The organism is Streptomyces sp. NPDC033216 (assembly GCF_055577115.1).
In genome coordinates, this window is the sequence record NZ_JBVIQK010000021.1 from 31,091 (window position 1) to 53,060 (window position 21,970).

The window sequence follows — 21,970 nt, forward strand, 5'->3', positions numbered from 1 at the left end:
TCAACACCGGAACAGAAAGGAAGTCGGCCGTCATGACACAGGTCGAGCAGCCCCTGACAGACGCCGCCATCAAAGTGCGCCAAGTCAACCACTACCAGTTCAGCTGGGTGGCCGGAGACCCCGGCCAGCGCGGCACCTTCACCCTGCAACTGGTCCTGGACGAAGGAGCCGGGGAAGAAGTCCTCACGGTCGACGCCGACGACGCCGACGTGCTGAAGGATCTTCTGGAGCACAATCACACAATCCAATACGACGTCCCACGCCACACCCTGATGTTCGGCGTGACGCCCGCCGGCAGCTGACACCCGGCACTACTCGTCGGCTGCGGTCGAGTAGTGGCGTGCCGACCCACAGACGCGGAGAGCCGCGCCCGGATCCGCCTAGTACTCCAGCCGTAGTCGGATCTTGGTGGGCTACCGTCGGCAAACAGCCGAGTCCAGGGAAAGCCGACGGAGTGAGTACTCACTCATTGACGGAGTGAGTACTCACTCCGTACTCTCGTGATCATGACAGCACCTAAGGAGAACCAGACCACTCGCCGCCGCGCCCCCGGCATGTCGCCGGAGCAGCGCCGCGAAATGATCATCCGGACCGCGATCCCGCTGATCACCGAGTACGGCTCCGCCGTGACGACCGCCAAGATCGCCCGCGCCGCGGGCATCGGCGAGGGCACGATCTTCCGCGTGTTCGCCGACAAGGACGAGCTGTTGCAAGCCTGCATTGCGGAGGCGCTCTCCCCTGAGCACGCGATCCGTGAGCTGGGCGCGATCGACGTATCCCAGCCGCTGCCCGAGCGGCTCGCGGAGGCGGCAGAGGCGCTGCGGGCGCAGATGGACCGGCTTGGCGCGATCATCGGCTCGCTGGGGCACGGCGGCGGCAAGCACCCCGGCACGGTGCGCGGCGCGGGCCGCGACGAGTCGACGACCCGTATCCGCGCGGCCCTCACGGAGCTGCTGGAGCCCGACAAGGCCGCCCTGCGCCGGCCGCCGGAGCAGATCGCGGCCCTCTTCATCGGGCTGCTCTTCACCCAGCCGCGTACCGAGGACGAGCCCGACCTGACCTCGCAGGAACTGGTGGAGGTCTTCCTCCACGGGGCGCTTTCGGGGGGCGCCAAGTGAGCGTGCGGAGAAGGCGTCTGAGGGTTACGGCCCTGGCCGTCCTGGCCCCCGTCCTGGTGTGGCTGGTCGCGGACCCACTGCTGAGGCACCGGCTGCGGATCGCCGACGGCGAGCAGACGCTCGACATCGGCGCCGCGCCCGTGGCGGTTGTCGCACTGCTCGCCTCGCTCTCCGGCTGGGGACTCCTGGCCGCCCTGGAGCGGTTCGGGGTACAGCGTGCCCGCGCCATCTGGACCGGGGTGGCCGGCGCCGTACTGGCCGTGTCCTTCATGCCGCTCATCGGCGACGGCATGGACGGCGGCACCCGGGTCTCGCTCGCTCTGATGCACCTGGCGGTGGCGGCGGTGCTGATCCCAGGGCTGGGCGGCAGACCCCCGCGGCGGGAGCCGGTGCCGCTAGGGGGTGACCGTCAGTACCAAGTACCCCGCTAGGAGCACCAGATGGAGGCAACCCTGCGGCCACCGGTGATCATCGGAGTGTGAAGACTCAAGATCAGGCGGTGGCCGCTGGTCACAGCGTAGACCCGGGCCGTTGGGACGATGACTTCGCAGGGCTGATGCGGCGCACAGCCGGACGGTTTGTGCGTGCCGAACGCCGCCGTCGGGTGGGGAAGTACGTCCGAGGGCTGCTGGCGGAAGAACTGCTGGGCGATAGCGGAGTGGGCCGGTGAGGCCACACCGGATGGGATGCAGCATCTGCTGGAGCGGGCGAAGTGGGACGCGGACGCAGTCCGTGACGATCTGCGTGGGTACGTCGTCGACCATCTGGGCGTCCTGCTGTGCGACCCGAGACGTGATTCGAGGGAGTGAATATGGCGGAGCGACAGTCCGGCACCGTGAAGTGGTTCAACGACGAGAAGGGGTTCGGCTTCATCACCCCCGAAAGCGGCCCCGACCTCTTCGTGCACTTCAGGGCGATCCAGGGCAACGGTTTCAAGAGTCTCAAGGAAGGCCAGAAGGTGACCTTCATCGCGGTACAGGGCCAGAAGGGCATGCAGGCAGACGAGGTCGTCGCAGAGGTCTGAACCCCTGATCAGAGAAGCGTTGCCTTGCGGCACGGCGGCCACCCCGCCGGTTCGGCAGGGCCATGCCGCAGCAGATGTAGTCCGCTCTCGCGGACGTCGCCCAAGCGCTCTCCCTTCGGGGCACGGTCGGAACGGCGGCCGATGCCCTGGTCGGCTCTCTCACGAGGGCGTTGCGGGGGAGGCGCAAGACCGTGCGGGCGCTCGCCGGTGCGAAGGAGCACGCCGAGACGTCGATGCCCGCTCTGCACCTGCTCCAGTACGCGCTCGGGCACGTCAACACCCTGCTGTCGCAGCAGGTCCTGGCCGGACCGGCGTGGACGAAGAAGTCGAGCGACGAGGACCGGCGCGGCCTGACCGCGCTGTTCTGGTCGAATGTCGACCCGTACGGCACCTTCCGCCTGGGTATGAACAAGCGCCTCGACCTGGGGACTGCGTCCGCCGAGCCCCGCCCCCGGGCCCCGGCGGACGCCGCCGGCCGATCGCGCACGCAGATGCGCTGAAGGGTGTTCAGGACCTCACCGAGCCTCGGATGAACGAAGCCGCATGGCGGGTGCTCGACCTGGTGCGCGCCTGCCCGGCCCGCGACCGGGCCGCAAGTGTCGAGGACCTCGCGCACCTGGAGGCGGATCGGCTTGAGTACACCGAGGGCGCGCTCATCACGATGTACAACAACACTCGCCAGTCCTTGACGGCACTGGGCGCTCGTGCAGCCCGGCGACCGCGGTGCGGGAGGTCGGCGCGGTGGTCCGTTGCACGTCGCCCGGACACATGTTCGCCGTCGCCACCGCCTGGCCCGCGGAGAGGCGAAAAGGCAGCAGGTCACGGACTCGACGGAGATCCGCGACCGTATCCATGTTCCGTCTGCCGAAGCGGTGGCGGGCTCAGCCTGAGCTGCCTGGGAGGACGAAGCCGTGTGGGTCCTCCCGCAGAGCCTTCAACGAGAGCGTGACCTGTCCGGAGCGCGTCTCTGCGGTGATCACCTCAGCGGTGATCCGCTGGCCGGCTTCGACTGCCTCGGAGGGGTGGTCGATCCAGCCCCACGTCAGGTCCGGCACCCGGATGAAGCCGGTGCGGAGTCCGTTCGGTTCGCCGTCGATGTGAACGAAGACGCCGAAGTTGTGAACCTCGGCGACCGTCCCAGTCACGACCTGGCCTCCTTCGAGCGAGAGGAGAAAGGACCGCAGGGCCGGAATTTCGCACGCCCTGGCGGAGAGGTGGAGCTCACCTTCGCGCCAGCGGCCGATCTCTTCGGCGTTGATCTCCTGGCCGACCTCGAACAGCTCGGAGGGATGCCCCACCCGACGCATCGACGCCTCGTGCCCAGGAACCCGGCCGATCTCGCCCTCCTCCCCTCCGGCGTCGATGAGCTGCACCAGGACATCCGCCCCGTCGAACCCCGTGACCTTCACGGTTCTCACGGCCCCCGGCCGCAGCTGGTTGATCAAGGACTGCAGGCGGGGGTCAGGGGCTGGCTCGGGCATGGAGGCGAGCCTAGTCCGCGCCGGTCGGACTGATTCCACCTCTCGTGACCAGGTGCGGACTAGCGTGACATGGCTCAGGACGGCCGCCCGACCGATCCAACTTCGCTGGCAAGCCGTCCAACCTCGTTGTCAGAGCACAGGGGCCAGCGCATCACAGCGGGCGCGGGCGAGGAACGTACAACGGTTCGGGGCCAGGTTGACCGGGCGTCCTGACGTCGGCCGCCCGCCCCCTGTTCAGGTCTTGCTCCGCGCACGCCGGCGCCGGCCTGACGGCTGTCCAGACCGGCGGACGGGGCGGCGTCACGCAGGGACGCCGAGCGGCGGGTGCTCGAGCACGCGGGGCTTGTACTCGACCAGCTGGATGCGGCCGTCGAAGGTGCGGTGCTCGATCATCTCCAAGGCAACGTCCGGATAGCCGTCGTAGATGCGTTCTTCGCCCGTGGCCCCGGTGATCACCGGGAACATCACGACCCGGAAGCGGTCGACGAGTCCGGCTCGCAGCAGGGACCGGCACAGGCTGAGGCTGCCGATCGTGCTGAGGAGCCCCGAGCCACTCGACTTCATGGCGCGAACCGCCTCGACGGCATCGTCGCGGACGAGCGTGGAGTTGGCCCACTTCAGCGGCTCCTCGAGTGAGGAGGAGAACACCACCTTGGACGCTTGCGTGAGCTCGTCGACGGACGCCTCTTCTTCGGGCCTGAACTCGTCTTGGCCCTTCGGGACCTCGCCTGCGGCGAAGCCCGACATCAGGCGGTAGGTGTTCGCTCCCATCAGGTAGGTGGCCTCGGGCTGCTCACCGAGCCACGCGAGGTACTCCGGTCCCTCGAGGCCCCAGAACCCGGGCCATCCCTCTCCCGATGCGTGGCCGTCGAGGGAGGTGATGAAGTCGATGAGAAGCTCCGACATGGCGGTGTCCCTTCCTGGGGAGTCACGAGCTTGGACCTGCCGCGAGCCACAAACTCATCGGCCGCGCTGTGGAGCAACGAGAAAACCCATGACGCAGCAGCCGATCAGAAGCGCGGTCCGGCACTCCTTCGGAGTGCCGGAGGCCTACAGATTGCCCTATGCGCGCGGTCGGGGAATGATTTCCCACGCGATGGGGAACGGCGGTTCGAGTCCTGCCGAAGCCCGAGCTCAGCCCCACCCCTGAAGGGCCCGGGCCAAGCGCCACGCTCACCCGGGCCGGAGTACAACGCTCAGGGGTCAACTGAAACGCCGATGTGGAGCGGGGTTGCTGGGCTTGGTCATGGGGCGCGGGGTACGTGGAGTTGGATTGTTCCGGATGGGCTGGGGCAGATCGCGGAGCCGCTGATTCCGCCGTCGAGGGTGCGGCCGCAGGGTGGTGGGACGCAGGCCCGGCCTGATGAGACGTCGTTCGCGGCCATCATCTATGCACTGGTCAGCAGCGGCTGTGCGTGGGGGGCATCGCGACGTGCTTCGGCATATCGAAGTCGACCGCGCATCGACGTTTTTCGGTCCGGTCGCGGGCAGGTGTCTGGGGCCGGCTGCACAAGGAGATCCTGCACCGCCTGGACGACGCCGACCTGCTCGACCTCTGCCGAGCCGTCCTCGATTCCGCCCACGTGAGGGCGAAGAAGGGGGCGAACTCACCGGTCCGAGCCCGTGAGCCCGCCAACCAGGGCAAGCCGGGTTTCAAGACGCACGTCCTGTCGGACGCGAACGACCTGCCCCTCCTCGTCGGCACCACCGCCGCCGACACCCACGACAGCCTCGCGCTGAAGCTCACGATCATGGACCACCAAACGAGACATGACCCGAACCGCGGCCGGCAATTCAAAAGCCGATGCAGCAGATGGGCGGCGCCCATCCGGCTCCGGCGAGGACCTCTTCGGCGTCGTTGTCTCGTTACCGATCCATGCCTGCCTGGGTCATGCCCCCAAGTCCTCCGTAACGGGCAGGCACTCGGCGAGCAGGTCGACGACGTCGCGCCAGGCTCGCTGCGCGTGCTGTGGGTGGTAGCCGACACCGTGGACCACTGGGTGGTCGACCGGCGGGTGGTGGAAGGCGTGCAAGGCGCCGCCATAGATCGCGAGGCGCCAGTCGACGCCCGCGGCCTGCATCTCAGCGGTGAACGCGTTCCGTTGCGCGGGCGGCATGATCGGGTCTTCCGATCCGACCCCGGCCCACACCGGGCAGCGGATGCGCGCTGCCTCGCCCGGTCGGCCCGTGGTAGTTGCGTTGACTGTCCCGATCGCGCGCAGGTTGACGCCGCCCCGCCCGAGTTCCAGCGCAATGGCGCCCCCGGTGCCGTAGCCGATGGCGGCGATCCGGTCGGGGTCGGTCCGGGGCTCGGCGCGCAACGCGTCGAGTGCCGCGTGGCCGATGCGCCGCATCCGGTCGGGATCAGCGAGCAGCGGCATGCAACGGGCCAGCATCTCCTCGGGGTCACCCAAATAGCGCCCGCCGTGAAGGTCGAAGGCCAGCGCTACGTATCCCAGCTCGGCGAGAGCATCGGCCCGGCGGCGCTCGACGTCGCTGAGCCCCATGCCCTCTGGTCCGAGCAGCACTGCGGGCCGGCGGTCGGCACCGGCCGGGAGCGCGAGGTGCCCGATCATCGTCGAACCGTCGGCCGGGTACTCGACCGTACGCGTCGTAATCGTCGTCATGGGACTGGACTGTAGTGATCGTCGAGCCCGGTCCGGCCGGTGCTCTGCCGCTGGCAGAACAGCGTAGGTGTCCCTCTGGAACACGGGACGGGCCCGGCGCTCAGCGCTTCAAGATCATCCCGTTGCCCCTTTGGCGTGTATCCCGGTCACACCTCTCGCGGGCCCAATGGCGCACGGGACAGCGGCCTGAGACTCTTGGCGCGCCACTCGCAACTCATGGGACTGATGGCCACTCCGCGGTGGACGCAGGCCAGCCGCGTTGTACTGGGCGTGGCCGGAGGGATGCCAGGTGCCCGGCTCGCCCACCGCGGCTCCTCACCCCACAACTCCCGAGGTGATCACGTGCCGCCCTCCCGCTCCCGCATCCGCGCGACTGTCGAGGCCTATCTCGGTCGGCATGCCGAGGAACGGGAAGGCCTGGAGGGCCTGTTGGCTGTCCTCAACGGCGCCGACGAGCCGTCCCGCCGCACCACGCTGCCCGGTTACGTCACCTGCTGCAGTGCCGTGGTCATCGACCGCGACCGCCGGGTGCTCCACGCCCTCCGGGCCGGGCCACGGCGTTCGGAAGGACCGCGCGCCAGCTCTGCCTCACAAGTCACTGCGTCTACCTGGGCAGACGGCCTGTGAGCCTCATAGAACTCACCACGTGACAGGGATGTATGACACTGCTCCGTGTCCTTTGACACTCTCCGTGAGTTTGGGGGCGACTTCGGGTCGGGGTGGGTGACATGCCGCTGATGGAGTAATCGGGCCTTTGAGCTATTTGGCCGCTCACGCTTTGTTTGTTGATCACGGTCGTGTCAGGAGACTCGTGTGTACAGGTGGCGTGAGTGGATCTTCGAGCGGATTCACAGGGACCGTTGGGGGAATTCGACGGTGTCGCAGCGGGTGCGTTCCAGCGGTACAGGGTGTCGCGGAAGACGGTGTCGAAGGCGTTGGCCAGTCCGGTGCCGCCGAAGCGGAAGCAGCCGCCGCCGCACAAGAGCCTGCTGGAGCCGGTGAAGGGCTTCATGGACGCGATGCTGCGCGAGGACCTGAACGCGCCCAGGAAGCAGAAGCACACAGTCAGTCGGATCCGGGAGAGGCTGGCCGCGGAGCATGACTTCGAGTGCGCCGGCCACACCACGGTCCGTGACTACGTGGTCCGTCGCCGTCCGACGATTCGGCGGACGTGGATGAGGGCGCCCCGACCCTCCGTGACCCCGATGCCCCCTCCCCAGACACCGGCAGGAGCAGTCCGACCATGGCATACGACCCGGATCTGGCCGACCGTGTCCGGCAGGCGCTGTCCGGCCGTGCCGACTCCCGCGAGGTGAAGATGTTCGGCGGCCTCTCCTTCGTGATCAACGGGAAGATGGCAGCCACGGCCAATGTCCACGGCCAGTTGATGGTCCGCTGCGACCCGGACCGAGCTACAGAACTGCTGAAGCGGCAAGGCGCCCACTGGCCCGAGATGCGGGGCAAACCGATGAGTCGAGGATGGATCGTTATCGATGCCTCCGCCCTCGCATCCGAGAAAGCCTTCCGCTCCTGGATCCAGGAAGCACTCAGCTACAACAAGAAAGCGACCTCAAAATGACCGACACCCCCGCGCCGCGCTGCGGACCGCACTCGCCTACCCCATCCACCACCCGCGCCCTACCCGCTTCGGTGCCACGCCCCGACCTGTTCCGCATCCGCGACTGAACCACCGAGGCGTACGCAACCGGCCTGGGGGGGGCGGGAGTCACTGCGGGATCTGTTGCGGCGGATGCGGGACGCGTGACCGGGAGCCCACCGCGGCGGTGCGGGGTCGTGCCGGTCGGCTGCGGGGAAGGGAGCCGGGCGGCTGCGGGAACAGGGACCGGAGGCCGCGGGAACAGGAGCCGGGCGGCTGCCGGAACCGAAGCCAGTCGGCTGCGGAACGGGGGCGGGGCGGCTAGCGGCCCTTCCGCACGAGGTCGGTGATGCGCTCGCCCTCGCTGATCGTGAGCGGACCGGCCCCCTCCGTGGCGTCGCCGATCCCCAGCGCGGCCGCCAGCGTACGGCCGTGCAGGTCGAGGGTGGCCTCGGTCAGGGTGGTGAGATCGGCCACGGCGGCGCGGGCGCGGGCCCATCCGGTCAGGCCGATTCCCGCGGCGATCAGCACGGCAGGCCACCACACCGCGGCGAGCAGCAGGTAGGGCACGGTCCAGGTTCCGGTGGCGACGGCGGCGGCGAACGCCGAGTGCGCGGCGGTGAGATCGGTCCGTGCGGTGTCGGGGAGCACCAGCCAGAGGCGGGACCAGCCGTAGGTCAGGTCGAGTCCGTAGCGGTGGTACGCGATGGACTCCACGGCGTGGATCCGGTCGCCCATCCAGGTGGGTCTCCCCGGCTCGGCCATGGCCAGCCGGGTGATGCGCTGGGCCGCGGTGTCGATCCGGTCCTGCCGCTCGCGGGTGCGGGTGGCCGGGCTCACGGCTTCCAGCGCCCGGCGTTCCTCGACGAGCCGGTGCCACCGCGCACGCCGGCGCGCCGTACGCGCCGCCGCGACCGAGGCGAAGGGGCGGGGCCACGGCCCCAGCCAGACCCGCCGGGTGACCGCGGCCAGGGCCTGCACGACGAAGCCCACACCGGAGGCGGCCGCCAGTACGGCTACGACGAGGAGTGCCTGCGCGCCGCTCGGCAGGTCGGCGATCTCGGCCATGGCGTCCTCGGCCCGCCGGGTCAGCAGCGCGACGTTCCACGCGTCGACATGGCCGAGGTTGACGGACAGCCACACCGCGCCGAGGAAGAACGCGCCGGGCAGCACGAGCAGGCTGATCCACCGGTCGGCCAGTGTCTTGGCCAACTGCTGGAAGAAACCGCCCACCTGCGCTACCCCCGCTCCATGGGCCGGCCCATGACCGCGCAGCGCGGGATGGCGCCCGCCGGTGGCGGTACCGCCGTCCGGTCGCAGGCGCCGTCCGGGCAGCGGAAGTTCTCCTGACGGGCGGTGCCCGGCCCCGCTCCCGGCAGTCCCGTGGCGAGCGTGCGCAGGGTGGTCTCGCGGTCGGTGTTCAGCAACTGGCCCAGCAGGGTGAGCACCGGGCGCCGGGCCCGCGCCTCGGCCACGATCCGTTCCAGCAGTTCCTGACGTGCCGCGGAGTGGAGCCTGGTCTCGCCGATCAGTGCGTCGAACTCCTCGCACAGCGTGGTCAGGGCCGATCGTTCGGCGTCCACCACGGCTCCCCCTTCCGTCGGTCGGCCGATAGTCTCATGGGCGATGTCCTCCGACCACCGGCTTGATCCGGAGCAGCTGAATCACCAGGCGGTCGATCTTCTCAACCGGGCCACCCGAGCCGGTGACACGACCCTGCTCACCCGCTGTGTGCCGTTGTTCCGCAGCATCCTCGCCCTGACACCGCCGCACCATCCGCGCCGTGCCACCCGCCTGTACAACCTCGCCGAGACTCACCGGGCGCTGTACGCCCTGACAGGTCGGGAGGACGACGCCGACCAGTCGATCGGCATCGGGCGACAGGCCGTGGCCGCCCTCCACGTCGGCGACCCGAACTCCGCGCTGATCCTGGGCAATCTCAGCGCCACCCATCTCCTGCGGTTCCAGCGGGTCGGGCACCCGAACGACCTGGACGGGGCCATCGAGTGCGGGGAACGGGCCGTCGTCGCGACGGGCGCCGACCTGAACCTGGCGTTCCACCTGGCCACTCTCGCCACGGGCCTCTTGCTGCGGTACCAGAGGAGCGGGCACCTCGCGGACCTGGACCGGGCCGTGAACGCGGACGAGCGCGCGATGGGCGTCGCCCCCGCCGACTCCCCGCACCGGCAGACCATTCTGACCGACCTCGCCGCGGGCCACCTGCTGCGCTTCGAGAAGACCGGGAACCGCACGGACCTGGACCGCGCCATCGACACCGGCGAGCACGCAATCGCCGCCGCCCCCGCCGACTCCCCCAACCGGGCGACCACCCTGACCAACCTCGCCGCAAGCCACCTGCGGCGCTTCGAGAAGACCGGAAACCTCGCGGACCTGAACCGCGCCATCGACACCGGCGAGCACGCGACCGCCGTCATCCCCGCCGACTCCCCCAACCGGGCGACCACCCTGACCAACCTCGCCGCAAGCCACCTGCGGCGCTTCGAGAAGACCGGAAACCTCGCGGACCTGGACCGCGCCATCGACACCGGCGAGCACGCAATCGCCGCCGCCCCCGCCGACTCCCCACACCGGCCGATCATCCTGACCAACCTCGGCACCGCCTACTGGTCACGGTTCGAACGGGCGGGCCGACCGTCGGACCTGGATCGCGCCATCGAGTTCGGGGAACAGGCCGCCGCCGACACCGACAGCCCGTTTCGCGTGACCGTCTTGTGCAACCTCGCCGTCGCCCATCACGCCCGCTTCGGGCGGACCGGGAACCTGGTGGACCTGGACCGGGCCATCGGCCGCCACGAACAGGCGGTGGCCGCCGCCCCGGACGACGCGCCCGACGGTGCGACCTACCTGTCCAACCTCGGCATGGCGTACCACGCGCGGTTCGAACGGCTCGGCGAGGTGGCCGACCTGGACCGGGCCATCGGCCACCTCGGCCGTGCCGTGGCCACGGCACCCCAGGGGCACCACCAGTTCGCGACGTTCCTGTCCAACCTCGGTGTCGCGTACCACGCGCGCTTCGAACGGCTGGGGGACGTGGGCGATCTGGACCGTACCGTCGCGTACTACGAACAGGCCGTCGCCGCCACGCCCACCGACCACCCGGATCGCGGGCTCCGCCTGTCCAACCTCGGTACCGCCTACAACGCGCGCTTCGACCGGAACGCACACCCCGCCGACATGCACCGGGCCGTCGAGGGCCTGCAAAGAGCCGTCGCCGAGATTCCCGCCGATCACCCGCTCCGGGCGACCGCCCTGAACAACCTCGCGGCCGCCCTGCGGAGACGGTTCGAACGGCTGGGGGACGTGGGCGATCTGGACCTGGCCGTCGCGCATCAGGAACAGGCCGTGGCCGCCACGCCCACCGACCACCCGGATGTCGCGTGGCACCTGTCGAACCTCGGCCTCGCCCACTGGTCCAGGTTCGCCCGCACCGGGGAGTCGTCCGACATGGACGCGGCCATCGACGCCGCCAGACGCGCGGTGGCCGCGACACCGGACAACCATCCGGACCGTGCGATGCGCCTGAACAACCTCGGCAACGCCCTCAAGCAGCGGTTCTGGCACAGCGGCAGCCTGCACGACCTGGACCGGGCCCTCACACATCAGGAACAGGCCCTGGCCGCCACACCGGACGACCACCCGGCCCGGGCCATGTACCTGAACGGCCTCGGGGTCGCCTACCAGAATCGGTCCCAGCGCAGCCGTGCCGCGACCGACTTCGACCGCGCCGTCGACCTCGTACTCCTGGCGGTCGCGGCCACACCCGCGGACCACCCCGACCGCGTGCTGCGCCTGTTCGACCTCGCGCGGGTCCTCCAGACTCGGTACGAGCACTCGGGCGACCCGGCCGACCTGGACCGCTCCGTCGACCTGGCGCGGGAGACGGCCGCCGCGGTCCCCACCGACCACCCGGAGCGCGCGCGGTATCTGTTCGGCCTCGGCTATGCCTACCGGCTGCGGTTCCAGCGGACCGGCGACGTGTCCGACCTCGACCGTGCCGTCGACGCCGCGGAACAGGCGGTCACGGCCACCCCCGGCGACCATCCCAACCGGGCGGCACGCATCTACCTCCTCGGGACCTGTTACCGGAGACGGTGGAGCAGCGGCGGCCCCCTCGACCGGTCGCGGATCGTCCGACTCGCGCAGGACGCACTCGCGGCCACGACGTCGCCCCCGCTCGACCGGGTCCGCGCCTGCTGGGCGGTGGGCCGGCTCGCCTACCTGCTGGACGAACCGCACACCGCCCGGCTGCTGTTCGACACGGCGGTGGAGCTGCTGCCGTCGGTCGCGGCTCGGGAGACCTCGTCGGCGGACCACGAGCACCGCCTCGGCGCGAACCACGGACTGGTCGGCGAGACGATCGCCGTGCACTGTGCCCTCGACGACCCGGGCGGCGCGGTCCAGGCCGGTGAGCTGGGCCGGTCGATCCTGCTGGCGTCCCGGCTGGCGCTGCGGACGCCCCTCGCGGACCTGGCGGCCGAGCACCCCGCACTGGCCCGTCGCCTGAGCCGCGTCCGCGACGCCCTCAACGCGCCGGATCCCCCGGCCCTGGCCACGCCCGACGGCCAGGACATCGATCACGTGGACCGGCGCAGAAGGCTGTGGGCCGAGCACGACGCCGTCCTGACGGAGATCCGGCGCCTGCCGGGCCTGGACCGGTTCCTGCTCCCGCCGACGTGGAGCGAGCTGCGACCGACCGCCGCCGACGGGGCGGTCGTACTGCTCAACGCCGGACTGCAGAGGTGCGACGGCATCGTCGTCACCGCCGACGGGCCCCCGCTGCTGGTACCGCTGCCCGACCTGCGGCTGGCCGATGCCGAGGCGTGGGCCGCCGAGTTGACGGAAGCGACGCACGACGCCGGTTCGTTCGCCGGCGAGTTGCGCCGGCAGCGGGTGCTGACGGAACTGCTCGGCCGACTGTGGGACACCGCGGTCGAGCCGGTCCTCGACGCAGTCGAACACCGGCTCCGTCCGGACGACGGAGTACTCCCCCGCGTGTGGTGGATGCCGACGGGGCCGCTCGCGCTGCTGCCGCTGCACGCGGCCGGGCACCCCGACCGGCCCGGGGCGCTCGACCGGGTGGTCTCGTCGTACACACCCACCCTGCGGGCCCTGACCCGCGCCCAGGGACGTCCGGCCGCGACGGTCCTGCGCCGGCTCACCGTCGCCCTCGACCGGACCCCGGGCCTGCCGGACCTGCCGGCCACCGCCGCCGAGGCGGCGAGCCTGCACGCGGCCCACCCGGACATGCCGTTGATCACCAACGAGCAGGCCACCGCCGCCCGGGTGACCGGCGCGCTCCCCGAGGCGAGCTGGGCGCACTTCGCCTGCCACGCCGGCACCGACCCCTACGCGCCCTCCGAAGGCGGGCTCCATCTCCACGACGGTGTGCTGTCCATCGCGGAGATCGGCCGCCGCGACCTCCACGAAGCCGAACTGGCATACCTGTCCGCGTGCTCCACCGGACACGTCGGCCGGCGGCACGCGGACGAGTCCATCCACCTTGCCTCCGCGTTCCAGCTGGCCGGGTTCCGGCATGTCGTGGCGAGTCTCTGGCCGCTGGACGACCGCGTCGCGGCCGGCGCGGCCGATCACTTCTACCGGCTGATGCCGGACACACCGTCCGCCGATGACGCGGCGACCGCGCTCCAACGCGTCATCCGGCACCTGCGCGCCGAGCATCCCGGTCGACCGCACCTGTGGGCGTCGCTGATCCACAGCGGGCCGTAACGGAGTTCTCCCCCGGGCGCGGCCGGCGACGACCGTCCCGCCGTCGTACAGGCGAAGTCCTTACGCGCACCACCACAGGCAGCGGTCGCGCTCCGTCGGGGAGGGGTCCGGGCTCGGGGCCGCGGTGGTGGGGGTGGCCGTGGGGGCCGAGCGGCGCTCGTGGAGCGGCCGTGGCGGTGGGGGTCGACGCGCCGGGGGCTTGCCGGTCGCCGACCGGACGTCGGGGCTGCCGCTCGCGTCGGCGTCCTCGCTCTCGGACGCGGAGGGCGAGGGGGACGCGGAGGTCGACGAGGAAGGCGAGCCCGAGGGAACGGTTCCGCCGGCGTCGGTCTCCCTCGACGCCGACGCGCTCGCCTCCGGGGAGACGCCGCCCTCGACCGACTCCTCGCCCGCCGCGGCCGGCTTGGGGGAGGATCCCGGGGCGTCCACGCCCAGCTCCGCGAGGCTCAGACCGCCCGCCGCGAGGCAGGTGATGCCGTCCAGCGGGTCGGTGATGCGGATCGTCCGGCCCAGAGCGTCGCGTTCCAGCGGGTGGTGCCGCCGGTCGGGTCGGTCACGTGCACCGGGCGAACGCGGCCAGGCAGTGCTCGATCAGACTGCCGGTGTAGCCGCCGTCGGCCCAGAGCAGGGCCAGGCGCTGGTGAGCGGCAGTCATGAAGACAAAAGCTACTTACGCGTCGGGGTGCTCCGGCAGGGCGAGCCAGTCCGACCAGGAGATCTCGCGGCCGAGGAAGCGCGGCTGCTCGAACGGCCAGTCGGCGGCGATCCACTGCGGCACCAGCTCGTCGAGGGCCTGCTCGACCTTGCTGCCCACCAGCTCGTCCACCACCCACCAGGAAATCTCGCCGTCCGCGCCGGCCCTCTCCGGTGGGTCGATGTAGACGCAGCCGAGCAGAGCTGTCTCCGCCGCGTCGAACAGCGCGTAGTTGAAAGACTGGTGTGCGGCGATCTCCTTCTCGTGCCGCAACAGGTCGGCTTGGTCGGCCTCGTAGGTCATGGTGGCCGCAGGCCAGCCCCAGGCTGGGCCGAAGATGGTCCACAGCCGCTCGCGCGAACCCATCACAGCCGGATAGTCGAGCGGGGTGTCCGCCTCCCGGATCGGCCGCAGATGATGACCACTGCCCGGCAGCGGTACCAGGACGGGATGGACGAAGCCATCGGGGAGCCAGCTCATAGCGCCCGACCGTAGCAGCGTGGGGCCGTCCGCTTCCCTCAATTTCCCCCGTGGACCGCCAAGATCTGCTCTCATGCCGGGCAGCGCCCGCGATCACCCGATCGAGACTCCCGTTCGATCGACAGACTCCATGATCGGTATGGGCAACGGCTTCTGAGACATCGTTTCCTCTGGCGCCCGTCCGCCGTCAACGTCGTCTTGTCATTGCGGTGTGAGAGCCTCCGGGCTTGAGTGACGACTTGGCCGTCTGGGAAGGAGAGCGGCCGGCGGATGACAGGACCGCCGGACGAGTCTTCACCGATCTCTTCGACCGCTACCAGGAGCCGGATGTGGACTCTCCTCCGACCGAGCGCATCGCGGCTTACGTTGCCGCGCTTGTCGAGCGGTGGGGTGACGTGACCGGTGAGGTGGAGGACGCATCGCCGTGGGCCGCAGGGCCGTTGATCGGCGGGGCCGGTGGCCCGCTCGTCTACTTCCCGATGAGTTGGAGCAGGGCTGAGGAGGTCTCGGCTTGGGCAGCGGCTCTCGCGGACTCGATGGGGCTGGTCTGCTTTGATCCTCAGCAGAATCGATTCAGGTCCTGACGGACTTGGTCAGGCGGCGGTATCACACTCCCCTTCACCCGCCTGCTCGGCGCAACGGAAGAGGCGCACACCATCCGCTTCCACGCCGACGACCCGCGCGCGCTGGTCAGCGCGCTCCGTCAGCCCGCCTGAGCACACAGATCGGTTCCGGCCACACAGGCGGAGCGGCATCAACTTCGAGCTCTGTGGGCCGATTCCGTCAAGCCGACGGCTCCTGGCGGACCCCGTACGCCACCGTCGGGGTTGCCTACCAGGCCGGGCCGGTCGGCCGGCCACCCTTCGGCGCGAACGGGCTGGGGAGCCGGTCGGCGTCGACGGTGCGCCCGTGGATTTGCACGCGGGACAGGCGACGTGGCTCAGGTCGACCAGCCGTGAGCGGGGCAGTTTCGGGTCGACCAGCGGACGCTTCAGGTGGGCAGCCGTCCAGGCCGACGGGCATTTGCCGGCTACCGGCAGGGGTTGTCGGTGTCAGCGGACTCGCCCGGTGAGACGAGTCCTGTCTCGTAGGCGAGGACGACGGCCTGGGCACGGTCACGCAGAGTCAGTTTGGCGAAGATCCGGGCCACGTGGGTCTTCACTGTCGCCTCACTGAGCGTCAGTTCGCGCGCCAGATCGGCATTGGAAAGACCTCGGCCCATCAGCGTCAGTACCTCGCGTTCGCGCGGCGTCAGCGCGGCCAGGTCTCGGTGGACTGCTGGGGTTGCGAGACCCGAACCGGCTCCGGGGGCGAGGCGCTCCACCAGGCGGCGGGTGATCGAGGGTGCGAGTAGGGCGTCACCGGTGTCGACCAGGCGTACCGCGGCGGCAAGATGTGCGGGAGTGACGTCCTTGAGCAGGAATCCGCTGGCTCCGGCGGCGAGCGCGGTGTAGACGTAGTGGTCGAGGTCGAAGGTGGTCAGCATGACCACCCGGCAGTCCGAGGCCTGCGCGAGTATGCGGCGGGCGGCTTCCACGCCGTCCATGATGGGCATGCGAACGTCCATGAGTACGACGTCGGGCCGCAGCCTCAGCACGGTGGCCACGGCCTCGGCTCCGTCGCCGGCTTCGCCCACCACGTCGATGCCGCGGGCGGTCAGGATCAGGCGGAAGCCGGTGCGGACCAGCTCCTGGTCGTCGGCGATCACGACGCGAGGGGCGGGTTCGGTGCGCGTCGTCATGGGCGGCCCAGCGGGATCCGGGCGCGGACTCGGTAGCCGCCGCCGAGGCGGCGGCGGGCGTCAAGGTCGCCGCCGTAGACGGCGACCCGCTCTCGCAGGCCGAGCAGCCCGTGTCCCGTTCCGTCTGCCTGGCCCGGGACCGGCTCTTCCCGCGCGGGCCGGCTGTCCGAGAGGATGCTCGGTCCGCTGTTCAGCACCTCGACTCGCAGGTAGTGGTCCGCGTATCGCACCGTCACCTCGGCTTTGGCTCCGTCCCCGTGTTTGAGGGCATTGGTCAGGGCCTCCTGGACGATCCGGTAGGCGGTGACATCGATCCCGGTCGGCAGCGGGCGCGGCTCACCCGAGATGCGCATCTCCACGGGCAGGCCGGCAAAGGCGATCCGGTCGACCAGCGAGCTGAGCCGGCTCAAGCTCGGCTGCGGTGACAGGTCCGTACCGTAGGGCTCGTCGTCGCCGTTCTGCGCGGGTGCGAGCAGGCCGAGCAGGTGCCGCAGCTCGGTCATCGTGTTCCGCCCGGCGGTCTCGACGGCGCTCATCGCCGCCGCAGCCTCGTCAGGCATCGTGGCCAGCACCTCGCGGGCGGCTCCGGCCTGGACCACCATGAGGCTCACGTTGTGGCTGACGATGTCGTGGAGCTCGGTGGCGATCCTGGCCCGCTCGGCGTCGACCGCGGTCCGCGTCGCTCTCTCGCGCTCCCGCTCCAGCAGCCAGCCGCGCTCCTCGATGGCCGCCCGGTGCAGCCGCCGCGCCCGGACCAGCGCCACGCACAGACACCCGGCGGCGCCGACTGCCGCCACCGCAGTGACGACCAGCCAGACCGTCCAGGATTCCCGCACCGGTTCATCTTCGCAGCCGCCCGTCCCACCGCGCATCAACTTGCGGATGCAGCTGCGTACATCCCCGGGCTGACGTTCCCGGACGGATACTTCCGGGGGCCGACGCCCCGTCTGCGGACTCCGTCCTACGTTCGAGCCATGACAACTGACCACAGCAGCGCCCCGCACGTGGTGGTACGGCTGGACGGAGTACACAAGGAGTACGGCGACGCGAAGGCCCTGGACGGCCTGTCGCTGGAGATCAGGGCAGGGGACGCGGTCGCCGTGATGGGCCCCTCCGGCTGCGGCAAGTCCACCTTGCTCAACATGGTGGCGGGCCTGGACAGGCCGACCTCGGGCACGGTCGAGGTGCAGGGCCACGACCTCGGGAAGCTGAACGAGACGGGCCTTGCGCTGTTCCGGCGGCGGAACGTCGGCATGATCTTCCAGTTCTTCAACCTCATCGACGACCTGCCCGTCCTGGACAACGTGGCTCTGGCCGCGCAGTTGACCGGCACCCCGGCCCGGCAGGCGCGCCGCCGTGCCCTGGAGCTTTTGGAGGAACTCGGTGTCGCCGATCGCCGGAACTACTATCCGGCGACGCTGAGCGGCGGTGAACGGCAACGGGTCGCCGTCGCACGGGCGTTGATGAACCGCCCGGCCCTGCTGCTTGCCGACGAGCCCACCGGCGCCCTCGACAGCCGGTCGGGCGAGCAGGTGATGGATCTGCTGATCGACCTCAACCAGATCGGCCAGACCCTGTTGATCGTCACCCATGACCCGCAGCTGGCCACCCGCTGCGCCAGCCGGCTGATCGAAGTCGCCGACGGCCGGGTCGCCCGCGAGAGCACGCTGGCGGCGACCGCGTGAGCGCCGTGTGGAGAGCCTCGCGCGCGGCCGTGAAGCGCCGCCGGCTCCTGACCTTCGTCATCGGGCTTGTCGTGCTCTGCTCCACCACGACCGTCTTGCTCGCGCTGGCGCTGCTGAGCGCCGCCTCGGGCCCCTTCGACAAGGCCTACGCCGCGCAGCGTGGTGCTCATACGGTGGCGGCCTTCGACACCACGAAGGTCTCGCAGGAGCAGGTGGCGCGGACTGCCCGGCAGCGTGGGGTGGAGGCCGCGGCCGGGCCGTTCGGACAGGCCGTCGTCGACATCCCCAGGGACTGGCTCTGGATGGCGGGCGGCACCCTCACGGTGGTGGGCCGGGCCGATCCGGCGGGCCCCGTGGACCGGATCGAACTCCTCGAGGGGCACTGGGCCACCGCCCCCGGCGAGATCGTCGTCAACTGGTCCGTCCAGGGCTCCCCCGGTTCCGAGCTGCTCGGCACCACGCTGGAGACACCCGGCGGAGCGACGCTGACCGTCGTCGGGTTCGCCGCCAGCATGAGCAAGTCGGCGAGCGCCTGGGTCTCGCCGGAGCAGATGGCCGCACTGCATCCGACCTCCGCCCAGATGCTCTACCGCTTCACGGACTCCTCGACGGAGGCCCAGCTGAGCGCCTCGCTGGCGCGGGCCACCACGGGACTGCCCAAGGAATCGCTGACCGGCGCTCAGACCTACCTCACCCTCAAGCGGGCTTTCTCCGCGCTGGCCGACTCCTACCTTCCGTTCATCACACTCTTCGGCATCCTCGGTCTGCTGGTTTCCACGCTGATCGTCGGCAACGTGGTCAGCGGGGCGGTCGTCTCCGGGTACCGGCACATCGGGGTGCTCAAGGCTCTGGGCTTCACCCCGAACCAGGTTGTCGCCGTCTACCTGACGATGCTCTCCGTACCGGCAGTGGTGGGCTGTGTGCTGGGCACGCTGGCCGGCGACGCGCTGGCCGGGCCGATCCTGAAGGTCGCGTTCACCGGCGTCGACGTGGGCCGGGCCTCGGTCGGCGACATCAGTCCGTGGGTGTCCGTGGCCTGCCTCGTGGGCATGCCCGCCCTCGTCCTGCTGGCCGCGCTGGTCCCCGCCCTGCGCGCCCGCCGGCTGCCCGCCGCGGAGGCGATCAGTGCGGGCGGCGCGCCGCGGACCGGGCGCGGGCTGCGTGTCCAGCGGCTGCTCGGCGCCGCCCGGCTGCCGCTCCCCGTCAGTCTGGGCCTCGGCCAGCCGTTCGCCCGTCCCAGCCGCACCCTGCTGACCATGGCGGCCATCGTCCTCGGGGTCACCACGGTGACCCTGTCGACCGGACTGACCAGCACCATGGCGGCGTACGGCAACGTCGGGCGGGAGGACGGAGGCGCCAGGATCCACGTGACGACCGGGGGATCGGACAACGACCAGACCCCGCCCCGGCTCAGTGACCCGCAGATCGAGAAACAACTGAGGTCCCTACCGGGCGCGGAGGGGGTACGGGCCCGCGCGCTGGCCCAGGCGAACATGACCGGACAGACCCAGCCCGTCTTCGCCGACTTCTACCGCGGCGACGATTCCTTGTACGAGCACACCATCGTCAAGGGCCGGGCGCCGGCCGCGGCGGGCGAGATCGTGGCAGGGCCGGCCTTCCTGAGCCAGCGCGGGCTGAAGCTCGGTGACCGGGTCATGCTGGAGCTGAACGGCAGAAGAATCACCGCGACGGTCGTGGGTCAGCTCATCGAAGGTGACGCCCGGGCCCTGGAGGCCGCTTGGGCGAGTTTCGCCCGACTCGCACCAGCCGCCCACGCCACCGAGTACACGGTACGGCTCGTCCCCGGCGCCGACGCGCGCGCCTACGCCGAGGCGGTCGCGGCGCTCGACCCGGGCCTGCAAGCATCGGTGATGGACTCCGGCAACGCCGGCACCACCACCGTCATCACCTTCTCGACGGTGTTCACCGTCCTGCTGACGCTCGTCGCGTCGCTCGGTGTCCTCAACACCGTTCTGCTGAACACCCGTGAGCGGCACCGCGACCTGGGCATGCTCAAGTCGATCGGGATGACACCCCGGCAGGTGGTGGTGATGACGGTGACCTCGGTCGCCGGGCTGGGCGTGGTCGGCGGGCTGCTCGGTATCCCGCTCGGGATCGTGGCGCACCGCCTCGTCCTGGACCATGTCGGGGTGGTCGACTTCCCCGCCTACATGAAGGACGTGTGGCACGCGCCGCAGCTGGCCGCGATGCTCCTGGCGGGTGTGGTGATCGCAGTCCTCGGCGCACTGGTTCCGGCCCGGTCGGCGGCCCGGATGACCATCGCCTCGGTGCTGCACACCGAGTAGATCACCTGTCGGCATGTGCCAGGTCGACCCCGGACAGCTCGCCGCCGCTCATGCCCCGGTCGTCGCCGCCTGCTGTCGTGCCTCGGCCGGCTGCCGGCGGGCCTTCGCCTCGCTCTCCAGGCCGATGGCGAGGTGGGGGCGCGGCTTGATCGCATATGTGCCAGGCCGCGCTGACTCCGGGGCGTCCTCCGTCATCAGTAGGCGGCGCAGGCATGTGAGGCTGCGGGCCAGTTCGAGCAGTCCCCGGTGGAGCGCTGCGTGTCGTTCGTGGCAACCAGAACCTGTGAGGAACGCATGGTTGACCGAACCCTGGACGGGGCGCTCGGGGCCGGCTTTCAGGCCACGCGTAGGATCGTCTTGCCCAGAGTGCCCGCTTCCACCTGCGCGAAGGCTTCCGGCAGATCACTGAACGAGATGGCGGGCAGCGCGGGCACGGTCAGTGCCCCCTGCGTCACACGGGCGAGCAGAAACTCCGATGCGACGCTTTCCTCCTCATCCGACCAGTTGTTGTCAGCGGCCACGCCCACCGCGCTGTAATTGCCCTCCAGCATGGCGATGGGGTTCAGCTCGACGAAGGAACCGCTGGCGAAACCCAGGACGGCGAATCGGCCGAATCGCGCCATGGTCTTGAGCGCTTGACCGGCTACTTCACCACCGACGACATCGAAGACGACATCCGCTCCATGGCCTTGGGTCAGGTGGAATATCTCCTCGTCCACCTTGGCCTGCTTGTAGTTGATGACGTGCTCGGCTCCCAGCCGTTGGCAGAAGACCCCACGCTCGTCACTGCTCACCACGGCGATCACGGTGGCACCGATCGCCTTGCCGAGCTGGATCGCGGCCGCCCCGGTGTCGCCGGCCGCCCCGAGCACCACAAGGTACTCCCCGCTCTTGAGTCCGCAGCGCGCGACGAGGGCTGCGTAGCTCGTACGGAAGGCGAGCACGAACCCCGCCGCCTGCTGGTCGTCGAGCCGCGCCGGTATCAGCTGGGCTTGCTCCGACATGTAGGTGTATTCGGCAAATCCTCCTCGGCCCTCGAAGAACGAGGTCATTCCCATGACCCGGTCACCCACGGAGAACTTCGACCCCTCGGGCACCGCGACCACCTCGCCGGACGCTTCGAGGCCCAGGACGATGGGGAGTTGCTGGATTGCGGGATGCAGGCCCTTCACCATCAGGAGGTCAGCGCCAGAAACACCGGCAGCGCTGACCTTGACCAGTATCTTGCCCTCCTCGGGCTCGCCCCACGTCGTCTGGCGCAGCGCCAGGGCTTCCGCCGGCTCCCCGAAAGACGTGACCTGCCATGCGTGTCCGGCGAACATCGTTCCTCCTGCTTGTCGGTCGTCCGCATACGGGCGACCAGGTCGGTTCCGCACCGAGACAGCCCGTGCGGGATCGTTGACGACAGCCTTCAACGGGCGAGGAAACACCAACTTGCTTTACGAAGCAAGCATACTTGAGCGTCCACG

At 70.3% G+C, this 21,970-nt stretch carries 20 protein-coding genes and 2 pseudogenes; 12 read left to right on the plus strand and 10 right to left on the minus strand.

Annotation, left to right across the window (positions count from 1 at the left end; all coding sequences use genetic code 11):
* The first annotated feature begins 32 nt into the window (after positions 1-32).
* From ACZ5Y0_RS29300 to ACZ5Y0_RS29325, 6 genes and pseudogenes are all read left to right on the plus strand, one after another.
* Positions 33-302: a hypothetical protein gene (locus ACZ5Y0_RS29300; RefSeq protein ID WP_469131686.1), complete on the plus strand. Its 270-nt coding sequence runs from the start codon at positions 33-35 to the stop codon at positions 300-302.
* 204 nt (positions 303-506) lie between these two features.
* Entirely contained in the window at positions 507-1,118 is a 612-nt protein-coding gene (locus ACZ5Y0_RS29305; protein ID WP_469131687.1) for a TetR/AcrR family transcriptional regulator, read from the plus strand.
* Positions 1,115-1,549 (plus strand): DUF6069 family protein, encoded by a 435-nt coding sequence (locus ACZ5Y0_RS29310; RefSeq protein ID WP_469131688.1) that lies wholly within the window; start codon positions 1,115-1,117, stop codon positions 1,547-1,549. The genes ACZ5Y0_RS29305 and ACZ5Y0_RS29310 overlap by 4 nt, the downstream gene beginning before the upstream one ends.
* A 125-nt stretch (positions 1,550-1,674) precedes the next feature.
* Positions 1,675-1,888: pseudogene (locus ACZ5Y0_RS29315) on the plus strand (IS701 family transposase); the annotation flags it as partial.
* Positions 1,889-1,929: 41 nt separating this feature from the next.
* Entirely contained in the window at positions 1,930-2,142 is a 213-nt protein-coding gene (locus ACZ5Y0_RS29320) for a cold-shock protein (protein ID WP_469131689.1), read from the plus strand.
* A 191-nt stretch (positions 2,143-2,333) separates the two neighbouring features.
* Positions 2,334-2,642 carry a Tn3 family transposase gene (locus ACZ5Y0_RS29325; protein ID WP_469131690.1) on the plus strand — a complete coding sequence of 103 codons (309 nt, stop codon included), beginning with the start codon at positions 2,334-2,336 and terminating at the stop codon, positions 2,640-2,642.
* A 381-nt stretch (positions 2,643-3,023) separates the two neighbouring features.
* Here the strand turns inward: ACZ5Y0_RS29325 and ACZ5Y0_RS29330 are convergent, their stop codons facing one another.
* Both ACZ5Y0_RS29330 and ACZ5Y0_RS29335 read right to left on the minus strand, forming a co-directional pair.
* Entirely contained in the window at positions 3,024-3,623 is a 600-nt protein-coding gene (locus tag ACZ5Y0_RS29330; RefSeq protein ID WP_469131691.1) for a S1 RNA-binding domain-containing protein, read from the minus strand.
* 300 nt (positions 3,624-3,923) lie between these two features.
* Positions 3,924-4,529: a dihydrofolate reductase family protein gene (locus ACZ5Y0_RS29335; RefSeq protein ID WP_469131692.1), complete on the minus strand. Its 606-nt coding sequence runs from the start codon at positions 4,527-4,529 to the stop codon at positions 3,924-3,926.
* A gap of 312 nt (positions 4,530-4,841) precedes the next feature.
* On the opposite strand from ACZ5Y0_RS29335, the pseudogene ACZ5Y0_RS29340 reads away from it, so the two are divergent.
* Positions 4,842-5,422: pseudogene (locus ACZ5Y0_RS29340) on the plus strand (transposase); the annotation flags it as partial.
* A gap of 90 nt (positions 5,423-5,512) precedes the next feature.
* Here ACZ5Y0_RS29340 and ACZ5Y0_RS29345 read toward each other — a convergent pair.
* Positions 5,513-6,250 carry a dienelactone hydrolase family protein gene (locus ACZ5Y0_RS29345; protein ID WP_469131693.1) on the minus strand — a complete coding sequence of 246 codons (738 nt, stop codon included), beginning with the start codon at positions 6,248-6,250 and terminating at the stop codon, positions 5,513-5,515.
* A 1,243-nt stretch (positions 6,251-7,493) separates the two neighbouring features.
* On the opposite strand from ACZ5Y0_RS29345, the gene ACZ5Y0_RS29350 reads away from it, so the two are divergent.
* On the plus strand, positions 7,494-7,829 hold the full coding sequence (locus tag ACZ5Y0_RS29350; protein WP_469131694.1) for a TfoX/Sxy family protein: 336 nt from the start codon (positions 7,494-7,496) through the stop codon (positions 7,827-7,829).
* Positions 7,830-8,168: 339 nt separating this feature from the next.
* Here ACZ5Y0_RS29350 and ACZ5Y0_RS29355 read toward each other — a convergent pair whose 3' ends face one another.
* Together ACZ5Y0_RS29355 and ACZ5Y0_RS29360 are read right to left on the minus strand one after the other, a co-directional pair.
* Complete coding sequence (locus ACZ5Y0_RS29355; RefSeq protein WP_469131695.1) at positions 8,169-9,080, minus strand: hypothetical protein; 912 nt, start codon at positions 9,078-9,080, stop codon at positions 8,169-8,171.
* Between the two features lie 5 nt (positions 9,081-9,085).
* Positions 9,086-9,430 (minus strand): hypothetical protein, encoded by a 345-nt coding sequence (locus tag ACZ5Y0_RS29360; protein WP_469131696.1) that lies wholly within the window; start codon positions 9,428-9,430, stop codon positions 9,086-9,088.
* A 43-nt stretch (positions 9,431-9,473) separates the two neighbouring features.
* Here ACZ5Y0_RS29360 and ACZ5Y0_RS29365 point away from each other — a divergent pair, with 43 nt between their 5' ends.
* The gene (locus ACZ5Y0_RS29365) at positions 9,474-13,595 is read left to right on the plus strand and encodes a CHAT domain-containing protein (RefSeq protein WP_469131697.1); all 4,122 of its coding nucleotides are present in this window, start codon (positions 9,474-9,476) and stop codon (positions 13,593-13,595) included.
* Positions 13,596-13,655: 60 nt separating this feature from the next.
* On the opposite strand, the gene ACZ5Y0_RS29370 is transcribed toward ACZ5Y0_RS29365, so the two are convergent.
* Together ACZ5Y0_RS29370 and ACZ5Y0_RS29375 are read right to left on the minus strand one after the other, a co-directional pair.
* Positions 13,656-14,024, minus strand: coding sequence for a hypothetical protein (locus ACZ5Y0_RS29370; RefSeq protein WP_469131698.1), 369 nt, complete (start codon positions 14,022-14,024; stop codon positions 13,656-13,658).
* Between the two features lie 241 nt (positions 14,025-14,265).
* Positions 14,266-14,769: a GNAT family N-acetyltransferase gene (locus tag ACZ5Y0_RS29375; protein ID WP_469131699.1), complete on the minus strand. Its 504-nt coding sequence runs from the start codon at positions 14,767-14,769 to the stop codon at positions 14,266-14,268.
* 227 nt (positions 14,770-14,996) lie between these two features.
* Between ACZ5Y0_RS29375 and ACZ5Y0_RS29380 the strand changes: the two genes are divergently transcribed.
* Positions 14,997-15,353 (plus strand): hypothetical protein, encoded by a 357-nt coding sequence (locus ACZ5Y0_RS29380; protein ID WP_469131700.1) that lies wholly within the window; start codon positions 14,997-14,999, stop codon positions 15,351-15,353.
* A 446-nt stretch (positions 15,354-15,799) separates the two neighbouring features.
* Here ACZ5Y0_RS29380 and ACZ5Y0_RS29385 read toward each other — a convergent pair whose 3' ends face one another.
* Both ACZ5Y0_RS29385 and ACZ5Y0_RS29390 read right to left on the minus strand, forming a co-directional pair.
* Positions 15,800-16,510, minus strand: coding sequence for a response regulator (locus ACZ5Y0_RS29385; protein WP_469131701.1), 711 nt, complete (start codon positions 16,508-16,510; stop codon positions 15,800-15,802).
* Positions 16,507-17,346, minus strand: a complete 840-nt coding sequence (locus ACZ5Y0_RS29390; RefSeq protein WP_469131702.1) for a sensor histidine kinase — start codon at positions 17,344-17,346, stop codon at positions 16,507-16,509. Before ACZ5Y0_RS29390 ends, ACZ5Y0_RS29385 begins: the two co-directional genes overlap by 4 nt.
* Positions 17,347-17,484: 138 nt before the next feature.
* Here ACZ5Y0_RS29390 and ACZ5Y0_RS29395 point away from each other — a divergent pair, with 138 nt between their 5' ends.
* Together ACZ5Y0_RS29395 and ACZ5Y0_RS29400 are read left to right on the plus strand one after the other, a co-directional pair.
* A complete protein-coding gene (locus tag ACZ5Y0_RS29395; protein WP_469131703.1) occupies positions 17,485-18,195 on the plus strand; it encodes an ABC transporter ATP-binding protein in 711 nt (236 codons plus the stop codon).
* Positions 18,192-20,501 (plus strand): FtsX-like permease family protein, encoded by a 2,310-nt coding sequence (locus tag ACZ5Y0_RS29400; protein ID WP_469131704.1) that lies wholly within the window; start codon positions 18,192-18,194, stop codon positions 20,499-20,501. The genes ACZ5Y0_RS29395 and ACZ5Y0_RS29400 overlap by 4 nt, the downstream gene beginning before the upstream one ends.
* A gap of 335 nt (positions 20,502-20,836) precedes the next feature.
* Here ACZ5Y0_RS29400 and ACZ5Y0_RS29405 read toward each other — a convergent pair whose 3' ends face one another.
* Entirely contained in the window at positions 20,837-21,823 is a 987-nt protein-coding gene (locus ACZ5Y0_RS29405) for a zinc-binding dehydrogenase (protein ID WP_469131705.1), read from the minus strand.
* Between the last annotated feature and the right edge of the window lie 147 nt (positions 21,824-21,970).

Excerpts from the sequence above, each read along its gene's own strand:
- ACZ5Y0_RS29300 (WP_469131686.1), top strand. The coding sequence starts at position 33 with ATGACACAGGTCGAGCAGCCCCTGACAGACGCCGCCATCAAAGTGCGC.
- ACZ5Y0_RS29405 (WP_469131705.1), bottom strand. The coding sequence starts at position 21,823 with ATGTTCGCCGGACACGCATGGCAGGTCACGTCTTTCGGGGAGCCGGCG.
- ACZ5Y0_RS29350 (WP_469131694.1), top strand. The coding sequence starts at position 7,494 with ATGGCATACGACCCGGATCTGGCCGACCGTGTCCGGCAGGCGCTGTCC.
- ACZ5Y0_RS29375 (WP_469131699.1), bottom strand. The coding sequence starts at position 14,769 with ATGAGCTGGCTCCCCGATGGCTTCGTCCATCCCGTCCTGGTACCGCTG.
- ACZ5Y0_RS29305 (WP_469131687.1), top strand. The coding sequence starts at position 507 with ATGACAGCACCTAAGGAGAACCAGACCACTCGCCGCCGCGCCCCCGGC.
- ACZ5Y0_RS29365 (WP_469131697.1), top strand. The coding sequence starts at position 9,474 with ATGTCCTCCGACCACCGGCTTGATCCGGAGCAGCTGAATCACCAGGCG.
- ACZ5Y0_RS29385 (WP_469131701.1), bottom strand. The coding sequence starts at position 16,510 with ATGACGACGCGCACCGAACCCGCCCCTCGCGTCGTGATCGCCGACGAC.
- ACZ5Y0_RS29320 (WP_469131689.1), top strand. The coding sequence starts at position 1,930 with ATGGCGGAGCGACAGTCCGGCACCGTGAAGTGGTTCAACGACGAGAAG.
- ACZ5Y0_RS29335 (WP_469131692.1), bottom strand. The coding sequence starts at position 4,529 with ATGTCGGAGCTTCTCATCGACTTCATCACCTCCCTCGACGGCCACGCA.
- ACZ5Y0_RS29345 (WP_469131693.1), bottom strand. The coding sequence starts at position 6,250 with ATGACGACGATTACGACGCGTACGGTCGAGTACCCGGCCGACGGTTCG.
- ACZ5Y0_RS29330 (WP_469131691.1), bottom strand. The coding sequence starts at position 3,623 with ATGCCCGAGCCAGCCCCTGACCCCCGCCTGCAGTCCTTGATCAACCAG.
- ACZ5Y0_RS29395 (WP_469131703.1), top strand. The coding sequence starts at position 17,485 with ATGACAACTGACCACAGCAGCGCCCCGCACGTGGTGGTACGGCTGGAC.